Below are 23,837 nucleotides of genomic sequence, written 5' to 3' on the forward strand. Positions count from 1 at the left end.
ACATAGAAGTTTGTAACTTTTTATAAGTTTTCAGTAACGGCTGATTCATATGAAGATGGTAGTATTAGTAGAAAACAGTTCCAGATGCAGACTTTGTGCAGAACATGGGCTGTCGGTTTATATCGAATATGAGGGAAAGACGTACCTTCTGGATACTGGCGCAACAGCGCTCTTTGCAGAAAATGCAAAGGAGCTGGGGATTGATCTTTCGAAAGTAGATACGGCGTTTTTATCCCATGCACATTATGACCACAGTGGCGGTTTTGAGGAGTTTTTTAAGGAGAATGACAAAGCAGCGGTCTATATGCAGGAGATGTCTGATGAGAATTGCTTTTACCGGACAGAAGGAAAAGAGAAATATATTGGAATTCCGCAGCATCTTCTGGAAAATTATAAAGAGCGGTTCCGTCCGTTAAATGCAGTATGTGAAGTTGAAAAAGGCGTCTGGGTCGTACCGCATTTTACCGGCGGTTTGGATGAGATGGGACGCAGGGCACACATGTACCGGAAAATCGGTGAAGAGTTTATTGCAGATGATTTTGCACATGAGCAGAGTGTGGTTTTTGAGACGGGAAAAGGACTGGTGATATTTAATAGCTGTTCCCATGGGGGAATTGTCAATATTGTGCGAGAAGTGCAGATGGCACTCGGCGGGCAAAAGGTCTATGCGGTTGTCGGTGGATTCCATATGATGAAGCTTTCGGGCATGGATACACTTGCCATACCAGAGGAAGAGGTTGTGGAAACTGCGCAGGAATTGAAAGGGCTTGGCGTAGAGGAAATCTATACCGGTCACTGTACCGGAAATATTGCATTCGGGATTCTGAAAAAAGAACTTGGCGAAATGGTACATGCACTTGGAACAGGGGAAACGGTGGTATTTTAAATGAAGGAAGCCCCAGGATTTATCACGGGTAATGAGTTGATAGATCCTGGGGCTTTTGTCTTGTTACATTGCTTCTTTTATGAGTATGACTTCAGGTTCGGTCATTGCATAAGCATCCAGAACTTCATCCAGCTCGTCTGCCCTGATCAGATTTTCTTCCAGAACCAGCTTATAGTGAGGGTGATAAAACAGAAGTTGAATTCTGAAAATAATTGTTAAATATGGCTATTGAATGGAATTGTGTATATAATAACTAAAAAACATTGTCGTTGACTAACCAATATGAAAGCGAGTATACTGTAGTAAAATCAAAGGAGAAAAAAAGAAGGTGTAAAAATGCAGGCATTATCAACAGCTGTTCCGGGGAAATGGTACACGATCAAATGGATGTTCGGAGTACCGGAGGTGCTGGAAAAATTAAAGGAATTCAAAATCAAAGAGGGCAGCGAAATCCATGTGATCCAGAATGATGCCAGTGGTATGATGATTATAGCATCTGACCAGAAGCGGTTCGCTATCAGCCAGGATGCCGCCGCGAGAATTCAAGTATAACAAAGAAATGAAAAATCGATCTTACAATCACAGGAAAAGTAGGATCGATTTTTTTGTATATCCGGATCATGAAGGAGCCAGTCTGTTCGATTTTATAAAGTTTTCACAGAATAACGGATTGTTTTCAGCTGCGATTGAAGATATAATACATTTATGTAACAAAATAGAAGCGCGAAAGAGGGAAAACAAATGTTAGAAATTATTTGTCTTATATGGCTTTGGCGTGTGAATGGAAAGCACGCGATAGAAAGAGGACAGAATCCAAAAAAATATCGTGCATTGACACTGGGATTGTGGTTTGGCCTTGAATTTACCGGTACTTTTGTCGGAGCCTGGCTGATGCAGCTTTTGAATGCTGGTGATAATGCATTTTACGGGGCATATGTTTTTGGAATTATCGGAGCTGCAATTGGCGGTTTCACTTCTTACTGGATTGCAAAAAAAGCACCGATGGGAAATTACAGACCAGAAGACCAGCCAAATGGATGGAATAATCAGTCAGGTGGATGGAATCAGAGCCAGAACGGCTGGGACAATCAGCAAAATGGATGGAACCAGAACCAGAACAGCTGGGATAATCAGCAAAATGGATGGAACCAGAATCAGAACAGCTGGGATAATCAGCAAAATGGATGGAATCAGAACGGCTGGGATAATCAACAGAATGTCTGGGAACAGCCACAGCAGGAACCGGATTGCCTTTTTGCTCCGGCAACGATCCATATTATCGAAGAAGAGGGCGGTTATACCGGCGGACAGGATGCATTTTTCTTAAATGGCAGACCCATCTGTTCTCTGCGGCCGGGCAGTGAATATACCTTTACAACTTACGCAAAGAAGAATGTGCTTACGATTGGCAGACCGACACCGGAACTGTCAGATGAGACAACGGCATTAAAGTTTATTGCCGGAGAAAAAGGTCAGATCGAAATTCATGCATGTGCGGGAAGACTGCTCCCGGGAAAATTCAGCAATTATACAGCATAGGAATATTATGTGGTTCTGAAGCATACACTGTCAACAAAACGGTATATGCGGCAATATGAGACAGAGATCCGAACAAGAAGACGGGACACGAAGGTATCGCATGGCAGATGCAGCAAATTTGCCGAAGGATGTGGTGCTGGGTGTCCCGATTCTGACTCTTACAGGGCATTATGAAGTGAATATAGAGAATTACCGTGGAATTCTGGAATATACCGAACAACTGATCCGTATAAATGTACGTAGCGGGCAGATTCGCATCACAGGGAAATCACTTGAGATCAACTACTATACAACAACCGATATGAAGATTACCGGAAAGGTAGAGAAAATTGAGTATTCTTAGGAAGGGATGACGAAGATGCTGCGATATATTCTGAATAATCTTGCCGGATACCTGCGCATCAGAGTCGAAGGATATTCACCGGAACGTTTTTTAAATCTTTGCTGTTATCATGGGATTTTTCTCTGGAATCTGAGACCGGCAAAAGGGGCATATGAGATGAATATCCGCGTCCGGGATTTCCGCAGACTGCGACCAATGGTCAGGAAGAGCAGGGCAAAGGTACGGATCATCCAGAAAAGAGGAGTCCCGTTTTTTATACATAAATACCGTGGACGGAAGCTTTTTTTTACAGGATCGGTCATCGCAATCTGTCTGATCTTTCTGCTTTCTTCTTTTATATGGAGGATTCAGATTGATGGAAACCTTGCAAGGACAGATGAGGTTTTGCTTTCTTTTCTGACGGAAAAAGGAATTGCCTGTGGAATGGCAAAAAAGAATGTAGACTGTGACCGGATTGAAAAAGATATTCGTATGGAATACGACGATATTATCTGGGTTTCAGCCTATGTTCATGGGAGTTGTCTGAAGATTAAAGTCAGGGAGAATCCTGACCGGAAGGAGCTGCAAACAGAAGCTGAGGCGGAAGCGCCGATGGATATTGTGGCAGAAGCGGACGGGATCATTCAGAAGATCATTACACGAAAAGGGAATCCGCTTGTCCGGGAAGGCAGTGAGGTAAAAAAAGGAGAGATCCTTGTGAGTGGAAGTGTGGAAGTAAAGAATGATTCAGATGAGGTGACAGGATACCAGTACCGGGTATCGGATGCAGACATAATAGCACAGACAACGGTTGCGTATACAGATATTCTTGACAGGCTGCATCCGGTATGGAAAGATACAGGCAAGAAGAGCTGGAGGTTCTGGATAGAAACACCGGGAAGGCTGTATCTTTTTGGCAGGCGGGAGCTACCTTACCCGGAATATAATGCGCTGACCTGCAGATATACCCTGTATTTGGAGAGATACTTTCCATTTCCGGTCTCGGTAAGAGTTGAACGGAGCAAAGAGAGCAGAAAAGAGGAGATTTCTTATACAGACAGGCAAGCAAGAGAAATTCTGTCCTATAATTTTGAGAAGTTTTGCGCCCGATTAGAGAAAAAAGGGGTTCAAATTTCAGAGAATGATGTTAAAATATACAGGGAGACGAACCGGTATTCGGCAAAGGGGAAACTGGTTTTATCCGGACCGTTCGGAATTGTACAAAAAGGAACGGTACATGAACTGCCGAAGGCAGATGCAGAAAATATACAGCAGGAAGGAAACTGATTTATGGGAATTCTTGAGACCATGATAGACATACCGGCTGAACATGAAAAAAATGTGTTTGGCCAGTTCGATATATTTGCAAAAAAAATTGAGAGAGCTTTACATGTTACACTGATCGCGCGAAATGGAAAGGTGAAAGTCCTTGGAGAAGAAAAGAATGTAGAGAGGGCGCAGCAGGTGTTGTCGCAGCTTACCGAGCTTTCCAGGCGCGGGAACACGATCCAGGAGCAGAATGTAGACTATGCCCTGTCCCTTACGATGGAAGACAGCACGGAAGATATTCTGACAATTGATAAAGACCTGATCTGTCATACACTTCAGGGAAAGCCAATCAAACCAAAGACGCTCGGACAGAAGAAATATGTGGATGCGATCCGGGAAAAGATGATCACCTTTGGCCTTGGTCCTGCCGGAACCGGTAAAACTTATCTGGCGATGGCAATGGCAATCACGGCGTTCAAACGCAATGAAGTGGGGCGTATCATTCTGACACGTCCGGCAATTGAAGCAGGAGAAAAGCTTGGTTTTTTGCCGGGAGATCTGCAGAGCAAGATCGATCCATATTTAAGACCACTTTATGATGCACTCTATCAGATCATGGGAGCAGAAAGCTTTATCAAGAATTCAGAAAAAGGGCTGATCGAGGTTGCGCCTCTTGCCTATATGCGAGGCAGAACCCTTGACAACGCTTTTATTATTCTGGATGAGGCACAGAATACCACACCGGCGCAGATGAAGATGTTCCTGACACGTATTGGTTTTGGATCCAAAGTCGTGATCACCGGAGACTCTACACAGAAAGACCTTCCGGCAGGACAGACATCCGGACTTGATGTGGCAGTGAGTGTAGTCAAGAATCTGGAAGATATATCGATTTGCCGTCTGACCAGCCGGGATGTTGTCAGACATCCGCTGGTACAGCGAATTGTTAAAGCGTACGAGGAATACGAGCAAAAGCAGGAACAGAAAAAATCCCACACTAGAGACAGAAAGAAACGAGGAACAAGATGAGACTATTTTTAGAGGATGAGGGAGCATTGGATTTAAAGCTGCCTTATGAAGAACTGGCGACAAAAGTTGCAGATGCAGTCCTGGATTATGAGAAGTGTCCGTACGAGGCGCAGGTAGAACTTCTTCTTACGATGAATGAGGAAATCCGACAGATGAACCTGGAATTTCGCGGAATCGACCGTGCAACCGATGTCTTGTCATTTCCGATGACGGAATTCCCGTCACCGGCTGATTATGCATATCTGGATACAGATGACAGTTCATTTGATCCGGAGACCGGAGAACTGATGCTCGGCAATATTGTGATTTCCAAAGAGCGCGCAAAGGAACAGGCAGAAGAATATGACCATTCGGTAGAACGTGAATTTGCTTTCCTTATTGCGCACAGTATGTTGCACTTGTTAGGTTATGACCATATGAAAGATGAAGAACGGCTCGTGATGGAAAAGAAACAGCGGGAAGTTCTGGAGATGCTGGGAATTACAAGATAGATAAAAGTATGAGGTTTTAACGTATGGGTAAAAGGAAAAAATCAAAGGGCGGCAGTTTTCTGATGCAGGGAAGTATCCTTGCGGCAGCCGGTATTATCACAAAGATCATCGGGGCAGTATACCGGATCCCGATGCTCAATATTATGGGACTTAAAGGACAGGGCTATTATGATATGGCATTTCAGGTGTATTCTATTGCTCTGATCATTTCGTCTTACAGTCTGCCGGTTGCGGTATCAAAGCTGGTGTCTCTCAAAATGGCGGCAGGAGAGCGGAAAAATGCATTCAGGGTATTGAGGGCATCACTGATCATAGCTACGCTATCTGGTGTCACGATCATGGTGATCGTATTTTTTGGAGCAGAGGCGATCGCAGAATATCTGATGGGAGCCAAAATGAGCTGCTATTCTTTGAAGGTGCTTGCTCCCGGACTCCTGATTTGTGCGATTATGGCAGTTTTTCGTGGCTATTTCCAGGGGATGGGAACGATGATCCCGACTGCAATTTCGCAGATCATTGAACAGCTTCTCAATGCGATTGTCAGTGTTGTAGGTGCAGCCGTTCTTCTGGAAAATGGAAAACAGATGGCTAAGGTGCAGGGAAATAACCTTTTAGGACCAGCCTATTCCGCAGCAGGAGGGACACTTGGTACAGTAGCCGGTGCGCTGCTCGGTCTGCTGTTCTTACTGTTCTGCTATGTGGCATTCCGCAAGCCGATGATGCGGCAGATGAAACGGGACACCTCGAAAGAACTGGATGATTACCGTGCGATTTTCAAACTCCTGATTCTGACGATCGCACCGATCATTTTAAGTACAACAATTTATAACAGTGCAAATGTTATTGACAGTGCAATGTTCAATAAGATCATGGGTGCACAGGGAACTAGTGAGGCGGTCTGTGCAGAGCTTCTTGGTAAATTAGGACAGTATTATACCCTGTTTAACGTACCGCTTGCCGTTGCGAGTGCATTGGGATCATCTGTGATCCCGGGGCTTGTAAGCGCGGCAGAGAATCATGACAGAAGACTGTTACATAACCGGATTTATACAGTTATCCGTTACACGATGCTGATTGCGATTCCAAGCGCATTTGGATTCTTTGCACTTGGTCAGCCTATCATGGATTTCCTGTGGCCGAATGTAGATAATGTAACACAGGGAATTATGCTGAAGATCGGAGCGATTTCTCTGGTATTTTATTCACTTTCAACCGTTACGAATACAGTGCTTCAGGGTCTGGACCGTATGATGGAACCGGTAAAAAATGCAATGGTATCCCTGATACTACATATTGTATCTCTGTTTATTATGCTTGTTATGTTCAAATGGGGCATTTATGCACTGATTGGAAGTAAGATTGTGTTCTCTTTATGCATGTGTATCATGAATGCACATGATATCCGTGAAGCATGTGGATATCTTCAGGAGAGCCGTAAGACTTTTGTCATTCCGTCTATCGCCGGAGCTGTTATGACAATTTTGGCATGGGCAGTGCATTTCGTACTTGACACCTTCATCGGAGGAAGAATCGCAACCCTGATCGCCCTCATCGTGGCAGTAGCGGTATACGCAGTCGTTCTCCTTAAAATGGGTGGCATGTCCGAAAAAGAACTCCTCGGTCTCCCAAAAGGTCACCAAATTGTAATAGTCTGCAAAAAATGCCATTTATTAAAAGAACGCAGATATTACTAAGCTGTAGATGATTTGATATCACAACCTAAAAATTCCCCCATAATGAATAAAATTCTCCAAGCAGACCAATACTTGTAGAAAAAGGAGTGTTCCTTATGGAAACAAGATATCATATTGGTCTTTTAACGGGGACTCTTCTGATTCTTGCAATCTTATCTTATGCATATTATGCAGATTATAATTACAGGAAAGAAATTGCAAGGACAGAACAGACGGAGCAGCAGGAAACAGAACAGACAGTCAGCACTCAAGGTGGCGCACACAAAGAAGGGGTGTATTATCTGAAAAACCGCAACGGATATGTGATTGTTTATCTGGACGACCAGACAAGTATTTATGAATATACGAATATCCGTGTCGAAGAGCTTCCGAAAGAACTGCAGAATGAGATCCGGGAGGGAAAGCGGTTAGAGGGAAAAGACAAGCTTTATGGGTTCCTGGAAAATTATTCCAGCTGATTAAAAAGATAACATTATTATATAGAAAAACAAAGAAGGGACAAAAGAAAAATGGAGACAGCAAAAATTGAACGCATTAATGAATTATATAGAAAATCAAAAGCAGAAGGACTGACAGAGGAAGAGAAAAAAGAACAGCAGATTCTCAGACGGGAATATGTAGATGCATTCAAAAGAAATCTTCGCGGACAGCTTAATAACATTTCAATCAAGGAGAAGGATGGATCCATTACAAATCTGGGTGAGAAATATGGACAGAAAAAAGGAAATTAGGGCAAAATTTCTGAAAATGAGACAGGCACTTCCAAAAGAAGAGGTTCGGGAGAAGAGCCTGCGGATCATGAGATGCATTGAAGAGACAGAGACATTTAAAAATGCAGACAACCTTCTTGCGTATATTGATTTTCGTGGAGAGGTGGCAACCGGAACACTGATCGAGAAGGCATGGGAGCTTGGAAAAAAGGTCTATGTGCCACGGGTAGCGGGAAAAGAGATGGAGTTTTATCGGATACATTCTTTTGAGGATCTGGAAAAGGGGGCTTATGGCATCCTGGAGCCGAAAAAAGAATGCTCTGTTTATAAAGCCGGAGAAGGGCAGACTACACTGGCAATCCTGCCGGGAAGTGTTTTTGATGAAAAAAAGAACCGTGTCGGTTATGGCGGTGGATTTTATGATCGTTATTTTGAAAAACGGAAAGATATCTGCCGGATCGCAGCTGCTTATGAAATGCAGATCGTAGAAGAAATTGAGACCGAAGAATTTGATCTTCCGGCAGATTATGTTACAACGGAAGAGAGGTTCTGGTAGAAATTCCGGAAGTGTATCATAGAGAGTTTTGATTGAAAACAGGAATGGGAGCAAACATACAGGAACATTTGAAGAAAATCAATGGATAGTATGTTTGGCTCCCATTTTCAGGTTCATATAGTAAGGCTTATTCAGGATAAACCAGCTGTTTTTCTGTAATATTTTCCAGAACCTCAGTCAGATATCTTTTTGCCATATAATTTGCCATCGGAAGGTTCATGTCCAGATAGTTTCCGCAGTCTTTTGCAGCAGCTCCCGGTACGTCCCCATTGAAGTCTGCGATAAAAGCAAACATTTCTTTCATCAGTGGAACGATATCTTTTGATTCATAATCACCTACAAGAAGAAGGTAGAAGCCGGTACGGCATCCCATTGGTCCAAAGTAAAGTGTTTTTGATGCGTAGTCCCTGTGGTTACGAAGGAAGGTTGCACCAAGATGTTCGATGGTGTGAACCTCTGCAGTATTCATAACCGGTTCTTCATTCGGATTGGTCATGCGGATATCAAAGGTTGTAATGACCTGTTCGCCGGCACAATCCTTACGTGAGACGTAAAGCCCAGGAACAAGCTTCAAATGGTCTATTGTGAAACTGGTAATTTTCTCCATAATCAAGTATCTCCTTTTTGTACTACGTTTATTATAAGATACCAGGGTAAAAAGGTCAGAAAGCCGATGCAAGCTTGCTTGCAAGAGGTTTTTTGACATCTTGACCCGCCAAAAACATGAGTAAGTAGCCATTTTTCAAGGAAAAATGAGCGGATTACGAATGTTTTTGAGGATTGCGAGAGTGCAAAGCACGTAGCAATCTGGTATCAAAGGGGTCAAAATACCTTTTGACCCCAACATCATTATAACTGTCATAAAGTTTAATAACAAGCCTTTTGGTGGAAGAAAGGTGAAAAATGTGCTATAATCGTTACTGTTAACTCCCGTGCCAATCGCTATGCTGACTGGCACGGAGGATGCGTGTGTTTTTAATGATAGCAGGAGGAAGCTAAGAGATGAAAATATATATGATCCGTCATGGAGAGACGGACTGGAATAAAAAAAGAAAATTACAGGGACAGGTGGATATTCCGCTGAATGAATTTGGAAAACTACTTGCAAAAGAGACGGCTCCGGCACTTGCAGATGTTCCATTTGCGGTCTGTTACACAAGCCCGCTGAAAAGGGCGGCAGAGACGGCACGGCTCGTCCTGGGGGACAGGGAGGTTCCGATTGTTCCGGATAAGCGGATCCAGGAGATGAGCTTTGGAGAATTTGAGGGACTTTGCTGCAGAGAAGAGGGATGGAATATTCCGGATCCGGGATTTCGCAACTTTTTTAATGCACCGGAAGTGTATCAGCCGCCAAAAGGAGGGGAATCCTTTGAAGAAGTGCGGGCACGTCTGAAAAATTTTCTGGAAGAGCTTTATCAGAAAGAAGAGCTTCAGGATAAAAATGTACTTTTATCCACACATGGTGCAGCACTTTGCGGGATTCTGAGCCTGATGAAAGGTCTGCCGATTTCCGGGTACTGGCAGCAGGGGGTACATAAGAACTGTGCGGTATCAATTGCGGAAGTGAAAGATGGGAAAATAGAAATTTTACAGGAAAATGTGACTTATTATAAAGAGTCAGTGCAGGACTGGTAGAAAGTTATTTGATGTCCTAAAGGCTTTCTGATAAATTGCTTAATAAAAAAACTCCCATCCGGAGAAATGTGAGCTAATTATAACTCATTTCTTCTCCGGATGGGAGCTTTTTGATGTTAGACAAAATTCATTGGTATATTTAGACAGATAAGGAGCTATTTTTCAATCGCTTTACACGAATTCCGGACAACCAGCTTACACGGCAGTTTGATCTTAAGTGCAGGTCCCGGATGCTCCCTCAGGAGATGCTGCAGAATAGAAGCTCCGTACATTCCCATATGATAAGCTGGCGCACTGACCGTTGTCAGCGGTGGAGCAGAAAACTGTGCCATATTGATATCATCAAAGCCTACGATGGAAATATCCTCCGGAACACGGATCCCGTGTTCGGTAAAGGCTTTGATCGCACCAAAAGCGATCGGATCGCTTGCTGCAAAGATCGCCGTCGGCAGTTTGCCGCCGTTGATCAGATTGCATGCCATCTCATAACCGGAAGAAATCTGGAAGACACCCTCTTGGATATAAGGCTCATAAATCAAATCGTGTGCATCACAGTAATCAATAAAGACTTTTTTTCGGTAATCCGGATAGAGATGATTTTCGCCGATATATTCTTTTCCGGTAAAGAAACCAATCTCCCGGTGCCCGATCCCAGTCAAATAATCCAGAGCTTCTGTAACTGCTTCGCCGAAATCTGGAATGATCGTGGAAATCCGGTCATCGTTTACCGGCATATCCAGGAACAGGATGCACGAATTCATCTCATACAGATAAGAAATTTCCTCCTGACTGAATTTGCCGATACAGATCAGACAGTCTACATCCTTCAGAACATCCATGTAATTGATGTCGCTTTTGTAGGTACGCACAATCTGGATATTGTGTGAGAGGCAGTAATCTTCAATTCCCTGACGGATCAGAAGATAATAATTATCCTCCAGTTCCTGCTGGGAAGAGAACCACTGGATGATCCCAAGGGTAAAAAGTGATTTGACAGAAGGACGTCCGCGCTTTACATAATGCAGCTCTCTTGCCGTATCCAGTACTTTCTGTCGGGTTTCCGGTGAGACATTGAGCGTCTCATCATTATTCAGTATACGTGAAACTGCTGCGGCAGAAACACCGGCAGCAGAAGCAATATCTTTGATTGTTGCCATAAGCGGCCCCCTTGTTAAAAAATTTCTGATTCTTCTATTATAACAGAGGAGTAAAAAAATGGAAAGTGAAAGAATTATGTAGAACTGTACAAAAATTCACTAGTAAATTTATTGAAATATTTAGTAAATATATATTGCAAATTTACTAAATATATTTTATAATACAATTATCAAAGCAGAATCGAAAATGTATTTGGAGGAAATGAAGATGAAACAGCTTACAAAACTTATGGAAGAAATGAAACAGGGCGTGTACCGTGATACATTAAAAGATATTTATATTGATGAAAGTGTGATTGCACATCAGGAAGAACGCTATGTAAAAGCGATGGCAGAGTATCAGAAATTGTATGGGGACAGAGAAGTAGAAGTATACAGCGCACCGGGACGAAGTGAAGTTGGTGGAAATCATACAGATCATCAGCACGGAATGGTGCTTGCAACCTCTATTAATCTGGATGCGATCGCAATTGTAAATAAAAATGAAGATATGACCGTCCGTGTGGTATCTGAAGGATATGATATGATCATTATCGATGCGAATGATGTAGAAAAGGTTGACAAAGAAGAAGGGACATCTATCGGACTGATCCGTGGTGTACTTGCAGGACTGAAAGAACGCGGATACAAGATTGGTGGATTCAATGCTTATGTGACAAGTGATGTGCTGATCGGAGCAGGACTTTCCTCGTCTGCTGCATTTGAAACAATCATTGGAACCATTGTTTCCGGACTTTACAACGATATGCAGATCAGCATGGTAGAGATTGCACAGATTGGTCAGTATTCTGAAAATGTTTACTTTGGAAAGCCAAGTGGTCTGATGGACCAGACAGCCTGCGCGGTTGGTGGACTGATCCACATTGATTTCAAAGATCCAAAGGCTCCGGTTGTAGAAAAAGTAGATGTAGATTTTGAAAATCATGCATGCAGTCTGTGCATCGTAGATACCAAAGGTTCTCATCAGGATCTGACACCGGATTATGCACAGATTCCGGCGGATATGAAAGCTATTGCAACATATTTTGGAAAAGAAGTTCTCCGTGACGTAGATGAAAAAGAATTTTTTGCAGCGATCCCGGCACTCCGCGAGAAGCTTGGAGACCGTCCGGTGCTTCGGGCTATGCATTTCTTCGGTGATAATGCGAGAGTTGCAGCACAGGTTGCATCCCTTCGCGAAGGAAGATTTGAAGATTTCCTTAATATGATCAAAGCATCCGGAGATTCCTCTTTCAAATATCTTCAGAATGTATATACTAACCGTGACGTGCAGAACCAGGCAGTATCCATTGCCCTTGCAGTCAGCGAAAATGTACTCGGAAACCATGGAGTATGCCGTGTGCATGGAGGCGGATTTGCCGGAACCATTCAGGCATTTGTGAAGAATGATTTTGTAGAAGAGTACAGAAAAGCATTGGATGCAGTATTTGGAGAAGGATCCTGCCACGTATTAAAGGTTCGTAAATATGGCGGAATGAAAGTAATCGCGTAAACGAAAATATGCTAGCTGTCAAGGTTAGACATAAATACAGATTTTAGTTTGCTATCTGAATAAATAAAGGATTCGGTGTAAAAATGTGCCGCATTGAAAATGGATGGATAAAGGATGAGCAAAAAGATTTGGAGGAAGAAAAATGATCGATCAGGCAATTACAGAATTGGTTCAGTATGGATTAGATACGGGGCTTGTAGCACCGGAAGATAAAATATTTGTTACCAATCAGATTTTAGAGGCACTTGGGCTGGAGTCTTACGAGGAGACACCAGGAAGCAGGGGTGCAGAGGAGCTGGAACAGATTCTGAAGGAGATTACAGATTATGCAGTGGAAAAAGAACTGATTGCAGATTCAATCGTGTACCGGGATCTGTTTGATACAAAAATCATGGGAAAACTGGTCCCGTTACCGAGTATGGTAAGCCATAAATTCTATGAACTGTATCAGGAAGGACCGAAAAAGGCGACCGATTATTTTTACCAGCTTAGTCAGGACAGCGATTATATCCGAAGATACCGGATTAAAAAGGATCAGAAATGGATCACAGAGACACCATATGGGGAGATGGAGATCACCATCAATCTGTCCAAACCGGAAAAAGATCCGAAAGCGATCGCGGCAGCAAAAAATGCCGCGCAGAGCGGTTATCCGAAATGCCAGCTGTGTAAGGAAAATGAAGGCTACGCCGGTCGCGTCAATCATCCGGCAAGACAGAATCACCGGATCATTCCGGTCAGGATCGATGGAAAAGACTGGGGATTCCAGTATTCACCGTATGTGTATTACAATGAACACTGCATCGTTTTCAACGGAGAGCATGTGCCGATGAAAATTGAGCGTGCAACCTTTGCAAAGCTGTTGGATTTTGTCAGCCAGTTTCCACACTATTTTGTTGGTTCCAATGCAGATCTTCCGATCGTAGGAGGATCGATCCTAAGCCATGATCATTTCCAGGGTGGAAATCATGAATTTGCAATGGCAAAAGCTCCGGTTATTAAAGAATATGTGATTCCGGGGTATGAAGATGTGCGCGCCGGAATGGTAAAATGGCCAATGTCTGTTATCCGTCTGCAGGGCAAAGACAAAGAACGTCTGATCAGCGCAGCTGACCACATTTTAATGTGTTGGAGATCTTATACAGACGAAGCCGCATTTATCTTTGCCGAGACGAACGGAGAACCGCACAACACGATCACTCCGATCGCCAGAATCAGGGATGGGTATTTTGAGCTGGATCTTGTTCTCAGAAATAATATTACGACAGAAGAACATCCGCTTGGCGTTTACCATCCGCATGCAAAATTACATCACATCAAGAAAGAGAATATTGGTCTGATCGAGGTGATGGGACTTGCAGTGCTGCCGTCAAGACTGAAAAGTGAGATGGAACAGCTTGCAGATGCAATCCTTGAAGGAAAGGACATCCGCAGCAATGAAGTGCTTGAAAAGCATGCAGACTGGGTAGAAGAATTCCTTCCAAAATATACAGACATTACGAAAGAAAATATCATGGACATTCTCCATGAGGAAATCGGACAGGTGTTTAACCAGGTGCTGGAAGATGCCGGTGTTTATAAGCAGACAGAAGAAGGCAGGGCAGCATTTGAGCGGTTTGTTGGAAGCCTGTAATATAGAGCAAAAAAAGAATATAAAAGGATAAAAAAGGACTAAAACTCGGGTGTCGGACCGAACTTCAATTGTTCGGGGGAACTACCTGAGTTTTAGTCCTGATTTATTATATATCAGCACAAATGTACCGATAAGATAAATTCTTAGTCATCCTGTTCTTCCGTATTCAGATCCAGGATTGCCTGTCTTTTCGCAGCAGTTGCGTCAGACGCAAGATATTCATCGTAAGTTGTGATCTTGTCGATCATCTTTCCGCCCGGAAGGATTTCCATAATACGGTTTGCTGTCGTTTCAACGATCTGGTGGTCTCTTGAAGAGAACAGAAGTACGCCAGGGAACTTCTTCATTCCATTGTTGAGCGCAGTGATGGATTCCATATCTAGGTGGTCAGTAGGCTCGTCGAGGATCAGTACGTTGGCACCGGAGATCATCATCTTGGATAACAGACAGCGTACCTTTTCCCCGCCGGAAAGAACTTTAACCTTCTTTACACCGTCGTCGCCGGCGAAAAGCATTCTTCCAAGGAAACCACGTACATAGGTAACATCCTTTTCTTCCGAATACTGAGTCAGCCATTCTACGATGGTATCGTCATTGTCAAATTCTTTTCCGCTGTCTTTCGGGAAATATGCCTGTGTAGTGGTGATTCCCCATTTATAAGTACCTTCATCCGGCTCCATTTCTCCGATCAGGATCTGGAAGAGAACAGTTTTGGCAAATTCATTTCCACCGACAAATGCAACTTTGTCGTCCCGGTTCAGTGTGAAGGAAAGATTGTCCAGGATTTTTTCCCCGTTGATGGTTTTGGATAAGCCTTCGACCATCAGAACTTCATTACCGATCTCGCGGTTCGGTTTGAAATCGATGTAAGGGTATTTACGGCTGGATGGGCGGATCTCATCAAGCTGGATCTTTTCCAGAGCGCGCTTACGGGAAGTTGCCTGACGGGACTTGGACGCATTGGCGCTGAACCGGGAAATAAAGTCTTGTAACTCCTTGATCTTTTCTTCCTTTTTCTTGTTGGCTTCTTTCATCTGACGGATCAGCAGCTGGCTGGATTCGTACCAGAAGTCGTAATTACCGGCGTAGAGCTGGATCTTACCGTAATCGATATCGGCAATCTGTGTGCAGACCTTATTCAGGAAATAACGGTCATGGGAAACAACAATAACGGTGTTGTCAAAGTTGATCAGGAATTCTTCCAGCCATGCGATCGCATCCAGATCCAGGTGGTTGGTAGGTTCATCCAGAAGAAGAATATCCGGATTACCAAAAAGTGCCTGTGCAAGAAGGACTTTGACCTTCTGTGCACCGGTCAGCTCGCTCATCATATTGTAGTGAAGCTCTGTCTCAATTCCAAGTCCGTTCAGGAGAGATGCGGCATCAGATTCTGCTTCCCATCCGTTCAGGGTTGCAAATTCTGCTTCCAGTTCACTTGCCTTGATCCCGTCCTCGTCTGTGAAATCTTCTTTGGCATAGATCACTTCTTTTTCCTTCATGATCTCGTAAAGACGGGCATTTCCCATGATTACGGTATCGAGAACCGGATACTGGTCGTATTTGAAGTGGTCCTGCTGCAAGAAAGAAAGACGCTCACCTGGTGTGAGGATGACTTCTCCGCTGGTCGGTTCAAGCTGCCCGGAAAGGATCTTAAGAAATGTAGATTTTCCGGCTCCGTTCGCTCCGATCAGACCGTAGCAGTTGCCTTCTGTAAATTTGATATTTACATCTTCAAACAAGGCTTTCTTCCCTACGCGGAGGGTGATATTACTTGTACTAATCATAAAAATTCTCCTTATTCAAATAGAATTATCGTTTCAATTTTTGCATTACGTTCATTATGGTAACATGACTGCTGAATTTTCGCAAGAGAATAAGCATTAACATAAGGAAGAATTTGTGGTATACTTATAAATCATACACGAAATATACAGCATGGTAGGACGAAAGGAGCGAGTGTTTTGACAGAAGCAGGACTGGTGTTGGAAGGCGGTGCAACAAGAGGTGTATTTACTTCCGGCGCACTGGATTATTTGATGGAAAAGGATCTGTATTTTTCTTATGTGGTCGGCGTATCGGCAGGTTCCTGTAACGCAGTCGATTATGTCTCAAAGCAGATCGGCAGGACAAGGGACTGTATGATCCACAGAGGAAAGGAATACAGCTATTATTACGGACTTAAAGATTTCGTAAAAGAAAGAAGTCTTCTGGATATGGATATGATATTCAATAAATATCCGAATGAACTCTTTCCGTTTGATTTTGATACTTATTTTTCAAATGGAATGACCTGTGAGATCGTGACAACCAATTGTCTTACGGGGAATGCCGAATATATGACCGAAGAGAATGACAGTGACCGGCTGATGAAGATCTGCCGCGCCAGCAGCAGTATGCCACTTGTATGTCCGATCGTAAATATAGACGGGATTCCGTATCTGGATGGTGGACTTGCCGATTCCATTCCGGTAAAGCATGTGCAGGAAAAGGGACTGAAAAAAATAGTTCTCATTTTGACGAGACCGGAAGGCTACCGCAAAAAACCAACTTCCAAAGCGGTCGGCAAGTTATACCGGAAGATGTACAGCAAATATCCGGCACTTGTCCGCACCTGTATCCGAAGACCGGTGATGTATAACCGGACAGAAGAATACATAGAAAAGCTGGAAAAAGAAGGAAATATCTTCGTCCTTCGCCCGGAAATGAAGCCGGTATCCAGACTGGAAAAAGATTATGATAAGCTGATGACTTTCTACGATCATGGCTATGAAATGATGAAAAGAGAGCTTCCGAGACTTAAAGCTTATCTGGAAAAATAAGGAGGTGTGCATATGCATCTGTACGAACATCAGATTGCGACAAACGCATCGCAGCAAATGACAAAGGTAACAGAAATGGTAAGGGAAGACATCGAAAGAAGCGGTGTAAGAGAAGGGATTGCTGTGATCTTCTCACCACATACGACAGCCGGATTTACGATCAATGAGAATGCAGATCCGGATGTGGTGCATGATATGTTGTGTGGCTTTGAAAAAGTATTTCCGGCAGAACAGTTCTTCTACCAGCATGCAGAAGGAAATTCGCATGCACATATGAAGACGACGGTGGTCGGACCGTCACAGACGCTGATCATCCATGATGGAGAGATCGTCTTTGGCATCTGGCAAGATCTGTATTTCTGCGAGTTTGACGGACCAAGAAACCGTACCTTTTATGTGAAGATCATCGAAGGATAGATTAACGGAGTTGTACATCCGTCAGGGTGAATGCATGCGAAGGACAGGCAGGAGCTGCTGATTCTACACCAGCGAGAGTCAGCGTAGTTCCGTCTGTCTTTTTTTCTTTCCCAGCTGTGAGAATGGTACCGGCAAGAAGCTGCGGCATATGCCGGAGAAAACTATTTGCAGTCAGCTGAATCTGTATCAGTTGGTCTTCGCGGTTAATTTTGATTGTTTCTACAGTGCGCACTGTACTTTTTCTGGTACGTCCGTTTGAAAATGCGGCAAAGTCATGCGTACCGGTAAGAAGCTGCGCTGCCTGCTGCATGGATTCCAGGTCAAGAGACTCGGTTACAACACAGGTGTACGGACGGGAAAATAATGCTGCAGCAGGATCTGTGACGATCCGGCAGATATAGGTACAGCTTTTTACCGCGAGAGAAGCCACAAAACGTTCATCTGCGATTTCCAGTGAGGTGACTGCAATATCCGCCGGAAGAGCTGCGTTTAATTTCATTTTTAACAGTTCTGTATTGCCTGAAAAAGATTCTTTTTCTAATTGAAAACTTACAATCTGATGTGCTGCGTGAACACCCGGTTCCGTCTTTACGGCAGCAAAAAGCTGTGTGGACTGTCCGGTTACATCCCTGATCGCCAGTGCAAGCTTTGATTCGATACTGGCGCTTTTTTTCTTTGTGGAAAAGCCCGGATAGCGGGTTCCGTCGTATTCTATGGTAAGTTTGATCGTTGTCATAAGCTCCTCCTGAAGTGCATTTCTGCCGTTTATTATAGCATTGATTGTCGGGCAAGGCAATTTTTATTGCCTTCCGGACCTTGGTGGCTGTTTTCCTGCCTGTATTGTCCGGATCATCTGCACCATCTGGTCGATCTGTGCCTGCTCCTGTGTGCTTTTCCCTTCTTTGATCGCTGAAAGAATCAGCGAAATCTCATCAGGGGTAAACCGGATTCCCCGTTTATTCGCACCGGCGATCAGTGACATCATCACCGGGACCAGTGCTTTCCCGTTTTTGCCGCCGGCTTTCAACGCTGCTGTCCGGATCAGCTCCTGTTTCAGCGGATCCAGATTCGCAAGATCCGGATGCTCCATCCATTCGTTCATTTTCATCCATCCTTTCTGTCTGAAATCCACTCATCATATCCGTCATATCCTGTGCTGCCTGAAATTCATTCATCATATCTGCCATATTTGCAGGATCTCCAAAGTCCATCTCTTTCATCATTTCCATCATTTGCCATATTCCGGAAAAGGAATCGAACATTTCTCTTTTTTCAGGAGAAAGATAGGGTACAACTGCTTCAAACATGCTGCCCGGATCTTTCTCCTGCTTTCGTAGCCGCCCTCTGCGATTATGATAATAAGGAGGTTGGAAACAGTAAAAGGCATTCATAAGTTCCGTAAGTTTCACATAAATGCCAGCTATACGCTGAACGTGATCGGGCAGATAGGGAAGAATGATTTTGACAAGTTGCAGAAAATCATTCGTGAGAGACTCGTCAAATGGCGTCATGACAAGGGGCGGTTTCTTTTCCATATGTCCTCCACGGTTCAGCGTTATAAATATATATGTAAAGAAGACGGAAAATATGAGATCCACATATAATAAAGCAAAGGAAGAACTAATGGAAGGATTTTGTTAAATGAGCAGCCGGATTATTATTGATGGGAATGCGATCTATGAAGTGGATGAAGAATGTTTGCGAAAGAAAAAGAAAAAGGAAAAGGAGCAGGAAGAGGAACACGAAAAGCAACAGGAGAAGCACAAAAACAAAACATAAAGAAGGCGGGGATATAATTTGCCCCGCCTCTGGTCTGTCTGAACGAATAAGATCTGAGTTTCGTAACTAGCAGCCGCATCCGCCGTTGCCACATCCGCATCCATTACCGCATCCGTTACCGAATCCGTTGCCGAATCCACCACAGCAGCAGAGAAGAAGGATGATCCACAGGCAGCTGTCATTTCCACATCCACATCCGTCGCCATTGCGTCCCCATCCGCCACAGCAGCAGAGGAGAAGAATGATCCATACGCAGGAAGACATTCCGCAGCCACATCCACAGTTATCCATAGAATTTCCACATCCGCAGTTTGTTGCACTTAATTCACTCATATTTGATAGCCTCCAGTAAGGTTTCTTTACACTTCATCATATGTAAGGAGGCATGTCAGTGTTTCAAAAAAGTTCCGAAGAAATTGGCATCTGATTTCAGAAAGAATATTCTAATAGAAAAAGGATATTTTAAATATGAAAGATTTGAAACGGAAAATCCACTACTGGTGTTCGGATACAATGCAAAACAAAATCACTGGAAAGGGCGTCGTTTGTGCCGTTCTGGATACAGGTATCACACAGCACCCGGATCTTGTCGGCCGCATCGTGGGATGGAAGGACTGCGTACAGGGGAAGAAAACCATATATGATGACAACGGACACGGAACCCATGTGGCAGGAATTCTTGCCGGAAATGGAAAAAGCGGAAGAGGTCTGTACAGCGGAATGGCACCGGAGGCGCAGATCTTTGCTGTCAAGGTGCTGAATCAGAGAGGTGGTGGAAAAATCCGGGATGTGATAAACGGGATCCGGTACGTGTTGTTAAAACAAAAGGAAATGAAGATCCGGATCGTCAATATTTCGATTGGAACTCTTCCTCATAAGAAGGATCCGGAAGATGAATTGTTCCTGTTCTGGGTAGAACGGCTCTGGGATGCCGGTTTGGTAGTTGTAACGGCGGCAGGAAACAAAGGACCAAAGGAAGGGAGCGTCACGATACCGGGAAACAGCCGGAAGGTGATCACAGTTGGGGCGGATGAAGAACTGGGAAAGAAGTATTCCGGCTGTGGGCCGACCGGAGATTGTATTAAAAAACCGGATCTTGTCGTGCCGGGGAACCGGATCTATTCCTGCAATTACCTGTATCCGGTGCGAAGCCCTTATGCCTATATTCCGAAAACCGGGACTTCTATGGCAACTCCGGTAGTGTCCGGGGCAGCGGCTCTGGTTTTGCAGAAATACCCGGATATGTGTAATCTGGAACTTAAATACAGACTGTGGAATTCCTGTGAAAAGGGCAGGTATTATGACCAGAGACAGGGACATGGGAACCTGCATGTAGAAAAACTTCTTGAATGTCAAGAAAAAATACTTGACACCAATGAAAATCTGTTATATGATAGCACAGGTGATAAGTGATGGACGAGATTTTAAAGCAGACATTATTATATGATTTTTATGGTGAGCTTTTAACAAAACATCAGAAAGAGATTTATGAACAGGCAGTTCTTGAAGATTATTCGCTCAGCGAGATTGCAAGAGATGCGGGGATCAGCAGACAGGGTGTTCATGATATGATCCGGCGCTGTAACAAGAGTCTGGAGGATTATGAAGCGAAGCTGCATTTGGTGGAGAAGTTCATGTCTGTGAAAAAAAAAGTCCATGAGATCAATCTGCTTCTTGAGAATTATGAAGAGCAGGACGAAAAAGAATTGATAAAGAAAGTGAAAAAGCTTTCGGGAGAGATCATAGAGGAGTTATAACATGGCATTTGACAGTTTGACAGAAAAACTTCAGAACGTATTCAAGAATTTAAGAAGCAAGGGACGACTTACGGAAGATGATGTAAAAGCGGCTCTGCGTGAAGTTAAGATGGCTCTTCTGGAGGCAGATGTTAACTTCAAAGTTGTCAAAAATTTTGTAAAAAGTGTGCAGGAGCGTGCAGTCGGACAGGATGTGATGAGCGGACTGAATCCGGGACAGATGGTGATCAAGATCGTGAATGACGAGCTGGTGAATCTGATGGGCTCTGAGACAACGGAGATTAAATTCCAGCCGGGAAGCCAGAAGACGGTCATTATGATGATGGGTCTTCAGGGAGCAGGTAAAACAACGACCACAGCAAAGCTTGCAGGAAAGTTCAAGCTGAAAGGTAAGAAGCCTCTTCTGGTAGCATGTGATGTCTACAGACCTGCAGCTATTAAACAGTTGCAGATCAACGGAGAGAAGCAAGGTGTGGAAGTGTTCTCCATGGGAGATAACCAGAAACCGGCGAATATCGCTAAAGCAGCACTGGAGCATGCTGAAAAGAATGGCAACAATGTGATTATTCTGGATACTGCAGGACGTCTTCATATTGATGAAGAGATGATGGAAGAACTGCAGGAGATTAAGAACACGGTCGAGGTTCATCAGAGTATTCTCGTTGTCGATGCAATGACCGGTCAGGACGCCGTGAATGTTGCAGAGAACTTTAATGAGAAAATTGGTATAGATGGAGTAATCGTCACAAAGCTTGACGGCGATACCAGAGGTGGTGCGGCACTTTCAATCAAGGCAGTCACCGGATGCCCGATCCTTTATGTGGGTATGGGTGAGAAATTATCAGATCTGGAGCAGTTTTATCCGGATCGTATGGCTTCCAGAATCCTTGGTATGGGGGATGTACTCAGCCTGATCGAGAAAGCCGGCGAAGAGATCGACGAAGAACAGGCACGTAAGATGACAGAAAAACTCAAAAAGTCGCAGTTTGATTTTGAGGACTATCTGGAAAGTATGAAACAGATGCGCAAGATGGGCGGTCTTGGAAGTATCATGAATATGCTTCCCGGACTTGGCGGCATGGGTGGTCTTGGTAAAGGCAAGATGCCCGATATTGATGCGGATGATGCGGAACAGAAGATGGCAAGAGTCGAAGCAATCATTTATTCCATGACGATCAAGGAACGTCAGAATCCGGACATCATCACTCCGCAGAGAAAGCGAAGAATCGCAGCAGGAGCCGGAGTTGACATTTCGGAAGTCAACAAGATGATGAAGCAGTTCGAGCAGATGCGCAAGATGATGAAGTCTTTCCCGGGAATGATGGGCGGGAAAGGTAAAAAAGGCAAGTTCAAGATGCCTTTCTAAAGGAGATATATTCCGCAGACCATGCGTGATATATAGATAAACTATTATAAATACAAATTGTTTTATGGAGGAAAGTAAAATGGCAGTAAAAATCAGATTAAGAAGAATGGGACAGAAGAAAGCTCCTTTCTATAGAATCGTTGTTTCTGATTCTAGATCACCAAGAGACGGAAAATTCATCGAAGAAATCGGAACATACGATCCAACTCAGGATCCTAGCGTATTCAAAGTAGATGAAGAAGCAGCTAAGAAATGGTTAAACAACGGTGCTCAGCCTACAGAAGTAGTTGGAAAAATCTTTAAGGCAGCAGGTATTGAAAAATAGGTTGCTTCGCGGAGGTGCGAGTGATGAAAAATTTAGTAGAAGTAATTACGAAAGCACTTGTGGACAATCCTGAAGGCGTCGTGGTTACGGAAAAACAGGAAGGCAAGACTACCGTGATCGAAGTACATGTCGCAGATAATGATATGGGAAAGGTGATCGGTAAGCAAGGCCGAATTGCGAAAGCAATCCGTTCCGTTGTAAAGGCAGCCGCGGCCAAAGAAGACAAAAAAGTCGTGGTTGAAATTATGCAATAGCATAAAAATAAAACGCAGGTAAATTTATTTTTATCTGCGTTTTTTATCATACCTTAGTATGCAAGTGAAGCTGCCAATGACAGATTCACTGTATCTGGGGATGGAGAAAAAGTCGCTTCAAAAGACTAAAACAGACTTTTTCGGTGTAAAGTTTATCTTATGCTAAGAAAGGACAAAGTATGCAACAAAATGATTACCTGCAAGTTGGCGTGATCACATCTACCCATGGAATCAAAGGTGAAGTCAAAGTATTTCCGACAACGGATGATCCAAACCGCTTCCGTGCTCTGAAAGATGTGGTTCTTGATACAGGAAAAGAACAGATTCCCCTTGAAATTGAAGGTGTAAAATTTTTTAAACAGTATGTGATTCTGAAGTTCAAAGGGATCGATAACATAAATGATATTGAAAAATACAGAAAGATGCCGCTTCTTGTATCTCGTGAGAATGCCGTGGAACTGGAAGAGGATGAGTATTACATGGCAGATATCATCGGCATGGATGTCTACACTGAGGACGGTGAAAAATTCGGTGTCCTGGAAGATATTATGGAAACCGGTGCAAATGATGTCTATGTGGTATCGACAGAGGCGCACACAGAGGTGCTTCTTCCGGCAATCCATGACTGTATTCTGGATGTAGATACTGAGAATAGGAAAATGACTGTTCATTTGATGGACGGACTGATTTAAGCGACAGAATAGTAG

At 43.7% G+C, this 23,837-nt stretch carries 30 protein-coding genes; 24 read left to right on the plus strand and 6 right to left on the minus strand.

Going from position 1 to position 23,837, the window contains the following annotated elements; all coding sequences use genetic code 11:
• The first annotated feature begins 49 nt into the window (after positions 1 to 49).
• The 11 genes from PG766_RS11635 (at position 50) to PG766_RS11685 (ending at position 8,496) form a co-directional block, all read left to right on the plus strand.
• Positions 50 to 886, plus strand: a complete 837-nt coding sequence (locus PG766_RS11635; RefSeq protein ID WP_117558688.1) for an MBL fold metallo-hydrolase — start codon at positions 50 to 52, stop codon at positions 884 to 886.
• A gap of 336 nt (positions 887 to 1,222) precedes the next feature.
• Positions 1,223 to 1,438 (plus strand): FeoA family protein, encoded by a 216-nt coding sequence (locus PG766_RS11640; protein WP_008370804.1) that lies wholly within the window; start codon positions 1,223 to 1,225, stop codon positions 1,436 to 1,438.
• A gap of 189 nt (positions 1,439 to 1,627) precedes the next feature.
• Complete coding sequence (locus PG766_RS11645) at positions 1,628 to 2,425, plus strand: hypothetical protein (RefSeq protein WP_118199158.1); 798 nt, start codon at positions 1,628 to 1,630, stop codon at positions 2,423 to 2,425.
• Between the two features lie 100 nt (positions 2,426 to 2,525).
• Positions 2,526 to 2,768 (plus strand): sporulation protein YqfC, encoded by a 243-nt coding sequence (yqfC, locus tag PG766_RS11650; RefSeq protein ID WP_022219963.1) that lies wholly within the window; start codon positions 2,526 to 2,528, stop codon positions 2,766 to 2,768.
• 15 nt (positions 2,769 to 2,783) lie between these two features.
• Positions 2,784 to 4,034, plus strand: coding sequence for a sporulation protein YqfD (locus PG766_RS11655; RefSeq protein WP_270590861.1), 1,251 nt, complete (start codon positions 2,784 to 2,786; stop codon positions 4,032 to 4,034).
• A 3-nt stretch (positions 4,035 to 4,037) separates the two neighbouring features.
• Entirely contained in the window at positions 4,038 to 5,045 is a 1,008-nt protein-coding gene (locus tag PG766_RS11660; protein WP_118199159.1) for a PhoH family protein, read from the plus strand.
• Positions 5,042 to 5,536, plus strand: a complete 495-nt coding sequence (gene ybeY, locus PG766_RS11665; protein ID WP_118199160.1) for an rRNA maturation RNase YbeY — start codon at positions 5,042 to 5,044, stop codon at positions 5,534 to 5,536. Before PG766_RS11660 ends, ybeY begins: the two co-directional genes overlap by 4 nt.
• 23 nt (positions 5,537 to 5,559) lie before the next feature.
• Positions 5,560 to 7,230 (plus strand): putative polysaccharide biosynthesis protein, encoded by a 1,671-nt coding sequence (locus tag PG766_RS11670; protein ID WP_118199161.1) that lies wholly within the window; start codon positions 5,560 to 5,562, stop codon positions 7,228 to 7,230.
• Between the two features lie 95 nt (positions 7,231 to 7,325).
• A complete protein-coding gene (locus PG766_RS11675; protein WP_118199162.1) occupies positions 7,326 to 7,688 on the plus strand; it encodes a hypothetical protein in 363 nt (120 codons plus the stop codon).
• Positions 7,689 to 7,739: 51 nt separating this feature from the next.
• Complete coding sequence (locus PG766_RS11680; RefSeq protein ID WP_055157151.1) at positions 7,740 to 7,961, plus strand: DUF896 domain-containing protein; 222 nt, start codon at positions 7,740 to 7,742, stop codon at positions 7,959 to 7,961.
• Positions 7,939 to 8,496: a 5-formyltetrahydrofolate cyclo-ligase gene (locus PG766_RS11685; protein WP_182438625.1), complete on the plus strand. Its 558-nt coding sequence runs from the start codon at positions 7,939 to 7,941 to the stop codon at positions 8,494 to 8,496. The genes PG766_RS11680 and PG766_RS11685 overlap by 23 nt, the downstream gene beginning before the upstream one ends.
• A gap of 127 nt (positions 8,497 to 8,623) precedes the next feature.
• On the opposite strand, the gene PG766_RS11690 is transcribed toward PG766_RS11685, so the two are convergent.
• Entirely contained in the window at positions 8,624 to 9,103 is a 480-nt protein-coding gene (locus PG766_RS11690; RefSeq protein ID WP_117558667.1) for an S-ribosylhomocysteine lyase, read from the minus strand.
• A 395-nt stretch (positions 9,104 to 9,498) separates the two neighbouring features.
• Between PG766_RS11690 and PG766_RS11695 the strand changes: the two genes are divergently transcribed.
• Complete coding sequence (locus PG766_RS11695; protein ID WP_118199164.1) at positions 9,499 to 10,131, plus strand: histidine phosphatase family protein; 633 nt, start codon at positions 9,499 to 9,501, stop codon at positions 10,129 to 10,131.
• Between the two features lie 155 nt (positions 10,132 to 10,286).
• On the opposite strand, the gene PG766_RS11700 is transcribed toward PG766_RS11695, so the two are convergent.
• Entirely contained in the window at positions 10,287 to 11,288 is a 1,002-nt protein-coding gene (locus PG766_RS11700; protein ID WP_008370790.1) for a LacI family DNA-binding transcriptional regulator, read from the minus strand.
• Positions 11,289 to 11,496: 208 nt separating this feature from the next.
• Between PG766_RS11700 and PG766_RS11705 the strand changes: the two genes are divergently transcribed.
• On the plus strand, positions 11,497 to 12,780 hold the full coding sequence (locus tag PG766_RS11705; protein ID WP_118199199.1) for a galactokinase: 1,284 nt from the start codon (positions 11,497 to 11,499) through the stop codon (positions 12,778 to 12,780).
• A gap of 142 nt (positions 12,781 to 12,922) precedes the next feature.
• Positions 12,923 to 14,413 carry a UDP-glucose--hexose-1-phosphate uridylyltransferase gene (galT, locus tag PG766_RS11710; protein ID WP_118199165.1) on the plus strand — a complete coding sequence of 497 codons (1,491 nt, stop codon included), beginning with the start codon at positions 12,923 to 12,925 and terminating at the stop codon, positions 14,411 to 14,413.
• Between the two features lie 143 nt (positions 14,414 to 14,556).
• On the opposite strand, the gene PG766_RS11715 is transcribed toward galT, so the two are convergent.
• Positions 14,557 to 16,197 carry an ABC-F family ATP-binding cassette domain-containing protein gene (locus PG766_RS11715; protein ID WP_022220629.1) on the minus strand — a complete coding sequence of 547 codons (1,641 nt, stop codon included), beginning with the start codon at positions 16,195 to 16,197 and terminating at the stop codon, positions 14,557 to 14,559.
• A 177-nt stretch (positions 16,198 to 16,374) separates the two neighbouring features.
• On the opposite strand from PG766_RS11715, the gene PG766_RS11720 reads away from it, so the two are divergent.
• Together PG766_RS11720 and PG766_RS11725 are read left to right on the plus strand one after the other, a co-directional pair.
• A complete protein-coding gene (locus PG766_RS11720; protein ID WP_118199166.1) occupies positions 16,375 to 17,232 on the plus strand; it encodes a patatin-like phospholipase family protein in 858 nt (285 codons plus the stop codon).
• A 12-nt stretch (positions 17,233 to 17,244) separates the two neighbouring features.
• Positions 17,245 to 17,649 carry a secondary thiamine-phosphate synthase enzyme YjbQ gene (locus PG766_RS11725; protein WP_008370619.1) on the plus strand — a complete coding sequence of 135 codons (405 nt, stop codon included), beginning with the start codon at positions 17,245 to 17,247 and terminating at the stop codon, positions 17,647 to 17,649.
• A gap of 1 nt (position 17,650) precedes the next feature.
• Here the strand turns inward: PG766_RS11725 and PG766_RS11730 are convergent, their stop codons facing one another.
• Both PG766_RS11730 and PG766_RS11735 read right to left on the minus strand, forming a co-directional pair.
• The gene (locus PG766_RS11730; RefSeq protein ID WP_118199167.1) at positions 17,651 to 18,385 is read right to left on the minus strand and encodes a tRNA pseudouridine synthase A; all 735 of its coding nucleotides are present in this window, start codon (positions 18,383 to 18,385) and stop codon (positions 17,651 to 17,653) included.
• A 63-nt stretch (positions 18,386 to 18,448) separates the two neighbouring features.
• Complete coding sequence (locus tag PG766_RS11735) at positions 18,449 to 18,751, minus strand: hypothetical protein (RefSeq protein WP_118199168.1); 303 nt, start codon at positions 18,749 to 18,751, stop codon at positions 18,449 to 18,451.
• Positions 18,752 to 19,016: 265 nt separating this feature from the next.
• On the opposite strand from PG766_RS11735, the gene PG766_RS11740 reads away from it, so the two are divergent.
• Both PG766_RS11740 and PG766_RS11745 read left to right on the plus strand, forming a co-directional pair.
• A complete protein-coding gene (locus PG766_RS11740) occupies positions 19,017 to 19,253 on the plus strand; it encodes a hypothetical protein (RefSeq protein ID WP_044998655.1) in 237 nt (78 codons plus the stop codon).
• Positions 19,254 to 19,290: 37 nt separating this feature from the next.
• Positions 19,291 to 19,428, plus strand: a complete 138-nt coding sequence (locus tag PG766_RS11745) for a hypothetical protein (protein WP_182438626.1) — start codon at positions 19,291 to 19,293, stop codon at positions 19,426 to 19,428.
• Positions 19,429 to 19,494: 66 nt separating this feature from the next.
• Here the strand turns inward: PG766_RS11745 and PG766_RS11750 are convergent, their stop codons facing one another.
• Positions 19,495 to 19,761 (minus strand): chorion class high-cysteine HCB protein 13, encoded by a 267-nt coding sequence (locus tag PG766_RS11750; RefSeq protein WP_117558655.1) that lies wholly within the window; start codon positions 19,759 to 19,761, stop codon positions 19,495 to 19,497.
• Between the two features lie 135 nt (positions 19,762 to 19,896).
• On the opposite strand from PG766_RS11750, the gene PG766_RS11755 reads away from it, so the two are divergent.
• The 6 genes from PG766_RS11755 (at position 19,897) to rimM (ending at position 23,822) form a co-directional block, all read left to right on the plus strand.
• Entirely contained in the window at positions 19,897 to 20,841 is a 945-nt protein-coding gene (locus tag PG766_RS11755) for a S8 family peptidase (protein ID WP_117824361.1), read from the plus strand.
• A complete protein-coding gene (gene ylxM / locus PG766_RS11760) occupies positions 20,841 to 21,185 on the plus strand; it encodes a YlxM family DNA-binding protein (protein ID WP_118199169.1) in 345 nt (114 codons plus the stop codon). The genes PG766_RS11755 and ylxM overlap by 1 nt, the downstream gene beginning before the upstream one ends.
• Position 21,186: 1 nt before the next feature.
• Positions 21,187 to 22,551 carry a signal recognition particle protein gene (ffh, locus tag PG766_RS11765; RefSeq protein ID WP_008370602.1) on the plus strand — a complete coding sequence of 455 codons (1,365 nt, stop codon included), beginning with the start codon at positions 21,187 to 21,189 and terminating at the stop codon, positions 22,549 to 22,551.
• A gap of 79 nt (positions 22,552 to 22,630) precedes the next feature.
• Entirely contained in the window at positions 22,631 to 22,876 is a 246-nt protein-coding gene (gene rpsP / locus PG766_RS11770; RefSeq protein WP_022220623.1) for a 30S ribosomal protein S16, read from the plus strand.
• 23 nt (positions 22,877 to 22,899) lie between these two features.
• Positions 22,900 to 23,130 (plus strand): KH domain-containing protein, encoded by a 231-nt coding sequence (locus tag PG766_RS11775; protein WP_008370600.1) that lies wholly within the window; start codon positions 22,900 to 22,902, stop codon positions 23,128 to 23,130.
• 179 nt (positions 23,131 to 23,309) lie between these two features.
• Positions 23,310 to 23,822 (plus strand): ribosome maturation factor RimM, encoded by a 513-nt coding sequence (gene rimM, locus PG766_RS11780; protein WP_008370599.1) that lies wholly within the window; start codon positions 23,310 to 23,312, stop codon positions 23,820 to 23,822.
• Positions 23,823 to 23,837: the final 15 nt, after the last annotated feature.

This window comes from Coprococcus sp. LG101-27, from assembly GCF_027695515.1.
GTDB classification, from domain to species: Bacteria; Bacillota; Clostridia; order Lachnospirales; family Lachnospiraceae; genus Allocoprococcus; species Allocoprococcus comes.

What these genes read in the sequence shown, in the direction of transcription:
- PG766_RS11685 (WP_182438625.1), top strand. Translation starts at nt 7,939, where the DNA reads ATGGACAGAAAAAAGGAAATTAGGGCAAAATTTCTGAAAATGAGACAG.
- PG766_RS11730 (WP_118199167.1), bottom strand. Translation starts at nt 18,385, where the DNA reads ATGACAACGATCAAACTTACCATAGAATACGACGGAACCCGCTATCCG.
- PG766_RS11755 (WP_117824361.1), top strand. Translation starts at nt 19,897, where the DNA reads ATGAAAGATTTGAAACGGAAAATCCACTACTGGTGTTCGGATACAATG.
- yqfC (WP_022219963.1), top strand. Translation starts at nt 2,526, where the DNA reads ATGGCAGATGCAGCAAATTTGCCGAAGGATGTGGTGCTGGGTGTCCCG.
- PG766_RS11640 (WP_008370804.1), top strand. Translation starts at nt 1,223, where the DNA reads ATGCAGGCATTATCAACAGCTGTTCCGGGGAAATGGTACACGATCAAA.
- galT (WP_118199165.1), top strand. Translation starts at nt 12,923, where the DNA reads ATGATCGATCAGGCAATTACAGAATTGGTTCAGTATGGATTAGATACG.
- PG766_RS11715 (WP_022220629.1), bottom strand. Translation starts at nt 16,197, where the DNA reads ATGATTAGTACAAGTAATATCACCCTCCGCGTAGGGAAGAAAGCCTTG.
- PG766_RS11655 (WP_270590861.1), top strand. Translation starts at nt 2,784, where the DNA reads ATGCTGCGATATATTCTGAATAATCTTGCCGGATACCTGCGCATCAGA.
- PG766_RS11645 (WP_118199158.1), top strand. Translation starts at nt 1,628, where the DNA reads ATGTTAGAAATTATTTGTCTTATATGGCTTTGGCGTGTGAATGGAAAG.
- PG766_RS11725 (WP_008370619.1), top strand. Translation starts at nt 17,245, where the DNA reads ATGCATCTGTACGAACATCAGATTGCGACAAACGCATCGCAGCAAATG.
- PG766_RS11735 (WP_118199168.1), bottom strand. Translation starts at nt 18,751, where the DNA reads ATGAACGAATGGATGGAGCATCCGGATCTTGCGAATCTGGATCCGCTG.
- PG766_RS11695 (WP_118199164.1), top strand. Translation starts at nt 9,499, where the DNA reads ATGAAAATATATATGATCCGTCATGGAGAGACGGACTGGAATAAAAAA.
- PG766_RS11700 (WP_008370790.1), bottom strand. Translation starts at nt 11,288, where the DNA reads ATGGCAACAATCAAAGATATTGCTTCTGCTGCCGGTGTTTCTGCCGCA.
- PG766_RS11635 (WP_117558688.1), top strand. Translation starts at nt 50, where the DNA reads ATGAAGATGGTAGTATTAGTAGAAAACAGTTCCAGATGCAGACTTTGT.
- ybeY (WP_118199160.1), top strand. Translation starts at nt 5,042, where the DNA reads ATGAGACTATTTTTAGAGGATGAGGGAGCATTGGATTTAAAGCTGCCT.
- ffh (WP_008370602.1), top strand. Translation starts at nt 21,187, where the DNA reads ATGGCATTTGACAGTTTGACAGAAAAACTTCAGAACGTATTCAAGAAT.
- PG766_RS11745 (WP_182438626.1), top strand. Translation starts at nt 19,291, where the DNA reads ATGAGCAGCCGGATTATTATTGATGGGAATGCGATCTATGAAGTGGAT.
- PG766_RS11775 (WP_008370600.1), top strand. Translation starts at nt 22,900, where the DNA reads ATGAAAAATTTAGTAGAAGTAATTACGAAAGCACTTGTGGACAATCCT.
- ylxM (WP_118199169.1), top strand. Translation starts at nt 20,841, where the DNA reads ATGGACGAGATTTTAAAGCAGACATTATTATATGATTTTTATGGTGAG.
- PG766_RS11670 (WP_118199161.1), top strand. Translation starts at nt 5,560, where the DNA reads ATGGGTAAAAGGAAAAAATCAAAGGGCGGCAGTTTTCTGATGCAGGGA.
- PG766_RS11750 (WP_117558655.1), bottom strand. Translation starts at nt 19,761, where the DNA reads ATGAGTGAATTAAGTGCAACAAACTGCGGATGTGGAAATTCTATGGAT.
- PG766_RS11675 (WP_118199162.1), top strand. Translation starts at nt 7,326, where the DNA reads ATGGAAACAAGATATCATATTGGTCTTTTAACGGGGACTCTTCTGATT.
- PG766_RS11660 (WP_118199159.1), top strand. Translation starts at nt 4,038, where the DNA reads ATGGGAATTCTTGAGACCATGATAGACATACCGGCTGAACATGAAAAA.
- rimM (WP_008370599.1), top strand. Translation starts at nt 23,310, where the DNA reads ATGCAACAAAATGATTACCTGCAAGTTGGCGTGATCACATCTACCCAT.
- rpsP (WP_022220623.1), top strand. Translation starts at nt 22,631, where the DNA reads ATGGCAGTAAAAATCAGATTAAGAAGAATGGGACAGAAGAAAGCTCCT.
- PG766_RS11690 (WP_117558667.1), bottom strand. Translation starts at nt 9,103, where the DNA reads ATGGAGAAAATTACCAGTTTCACAATAGACCATTTGAAGCTTGTTCCT.
- PG766_RS11705 (WP_118199199.1), top strand. Translation starts at nt 11,497, where the DNA reads ATGAAACAGCTTACAAAACTTATGGAAGAAATGAAACAGGGCGTGTAC.
- PG766_RS11680 (WP_055157151.1), top strand. Translation starts at nt 7,740, where the DNA reads ATGGAGACAGCAAAAATTGAACGCATTAATGAATTATATAGAAAATCA.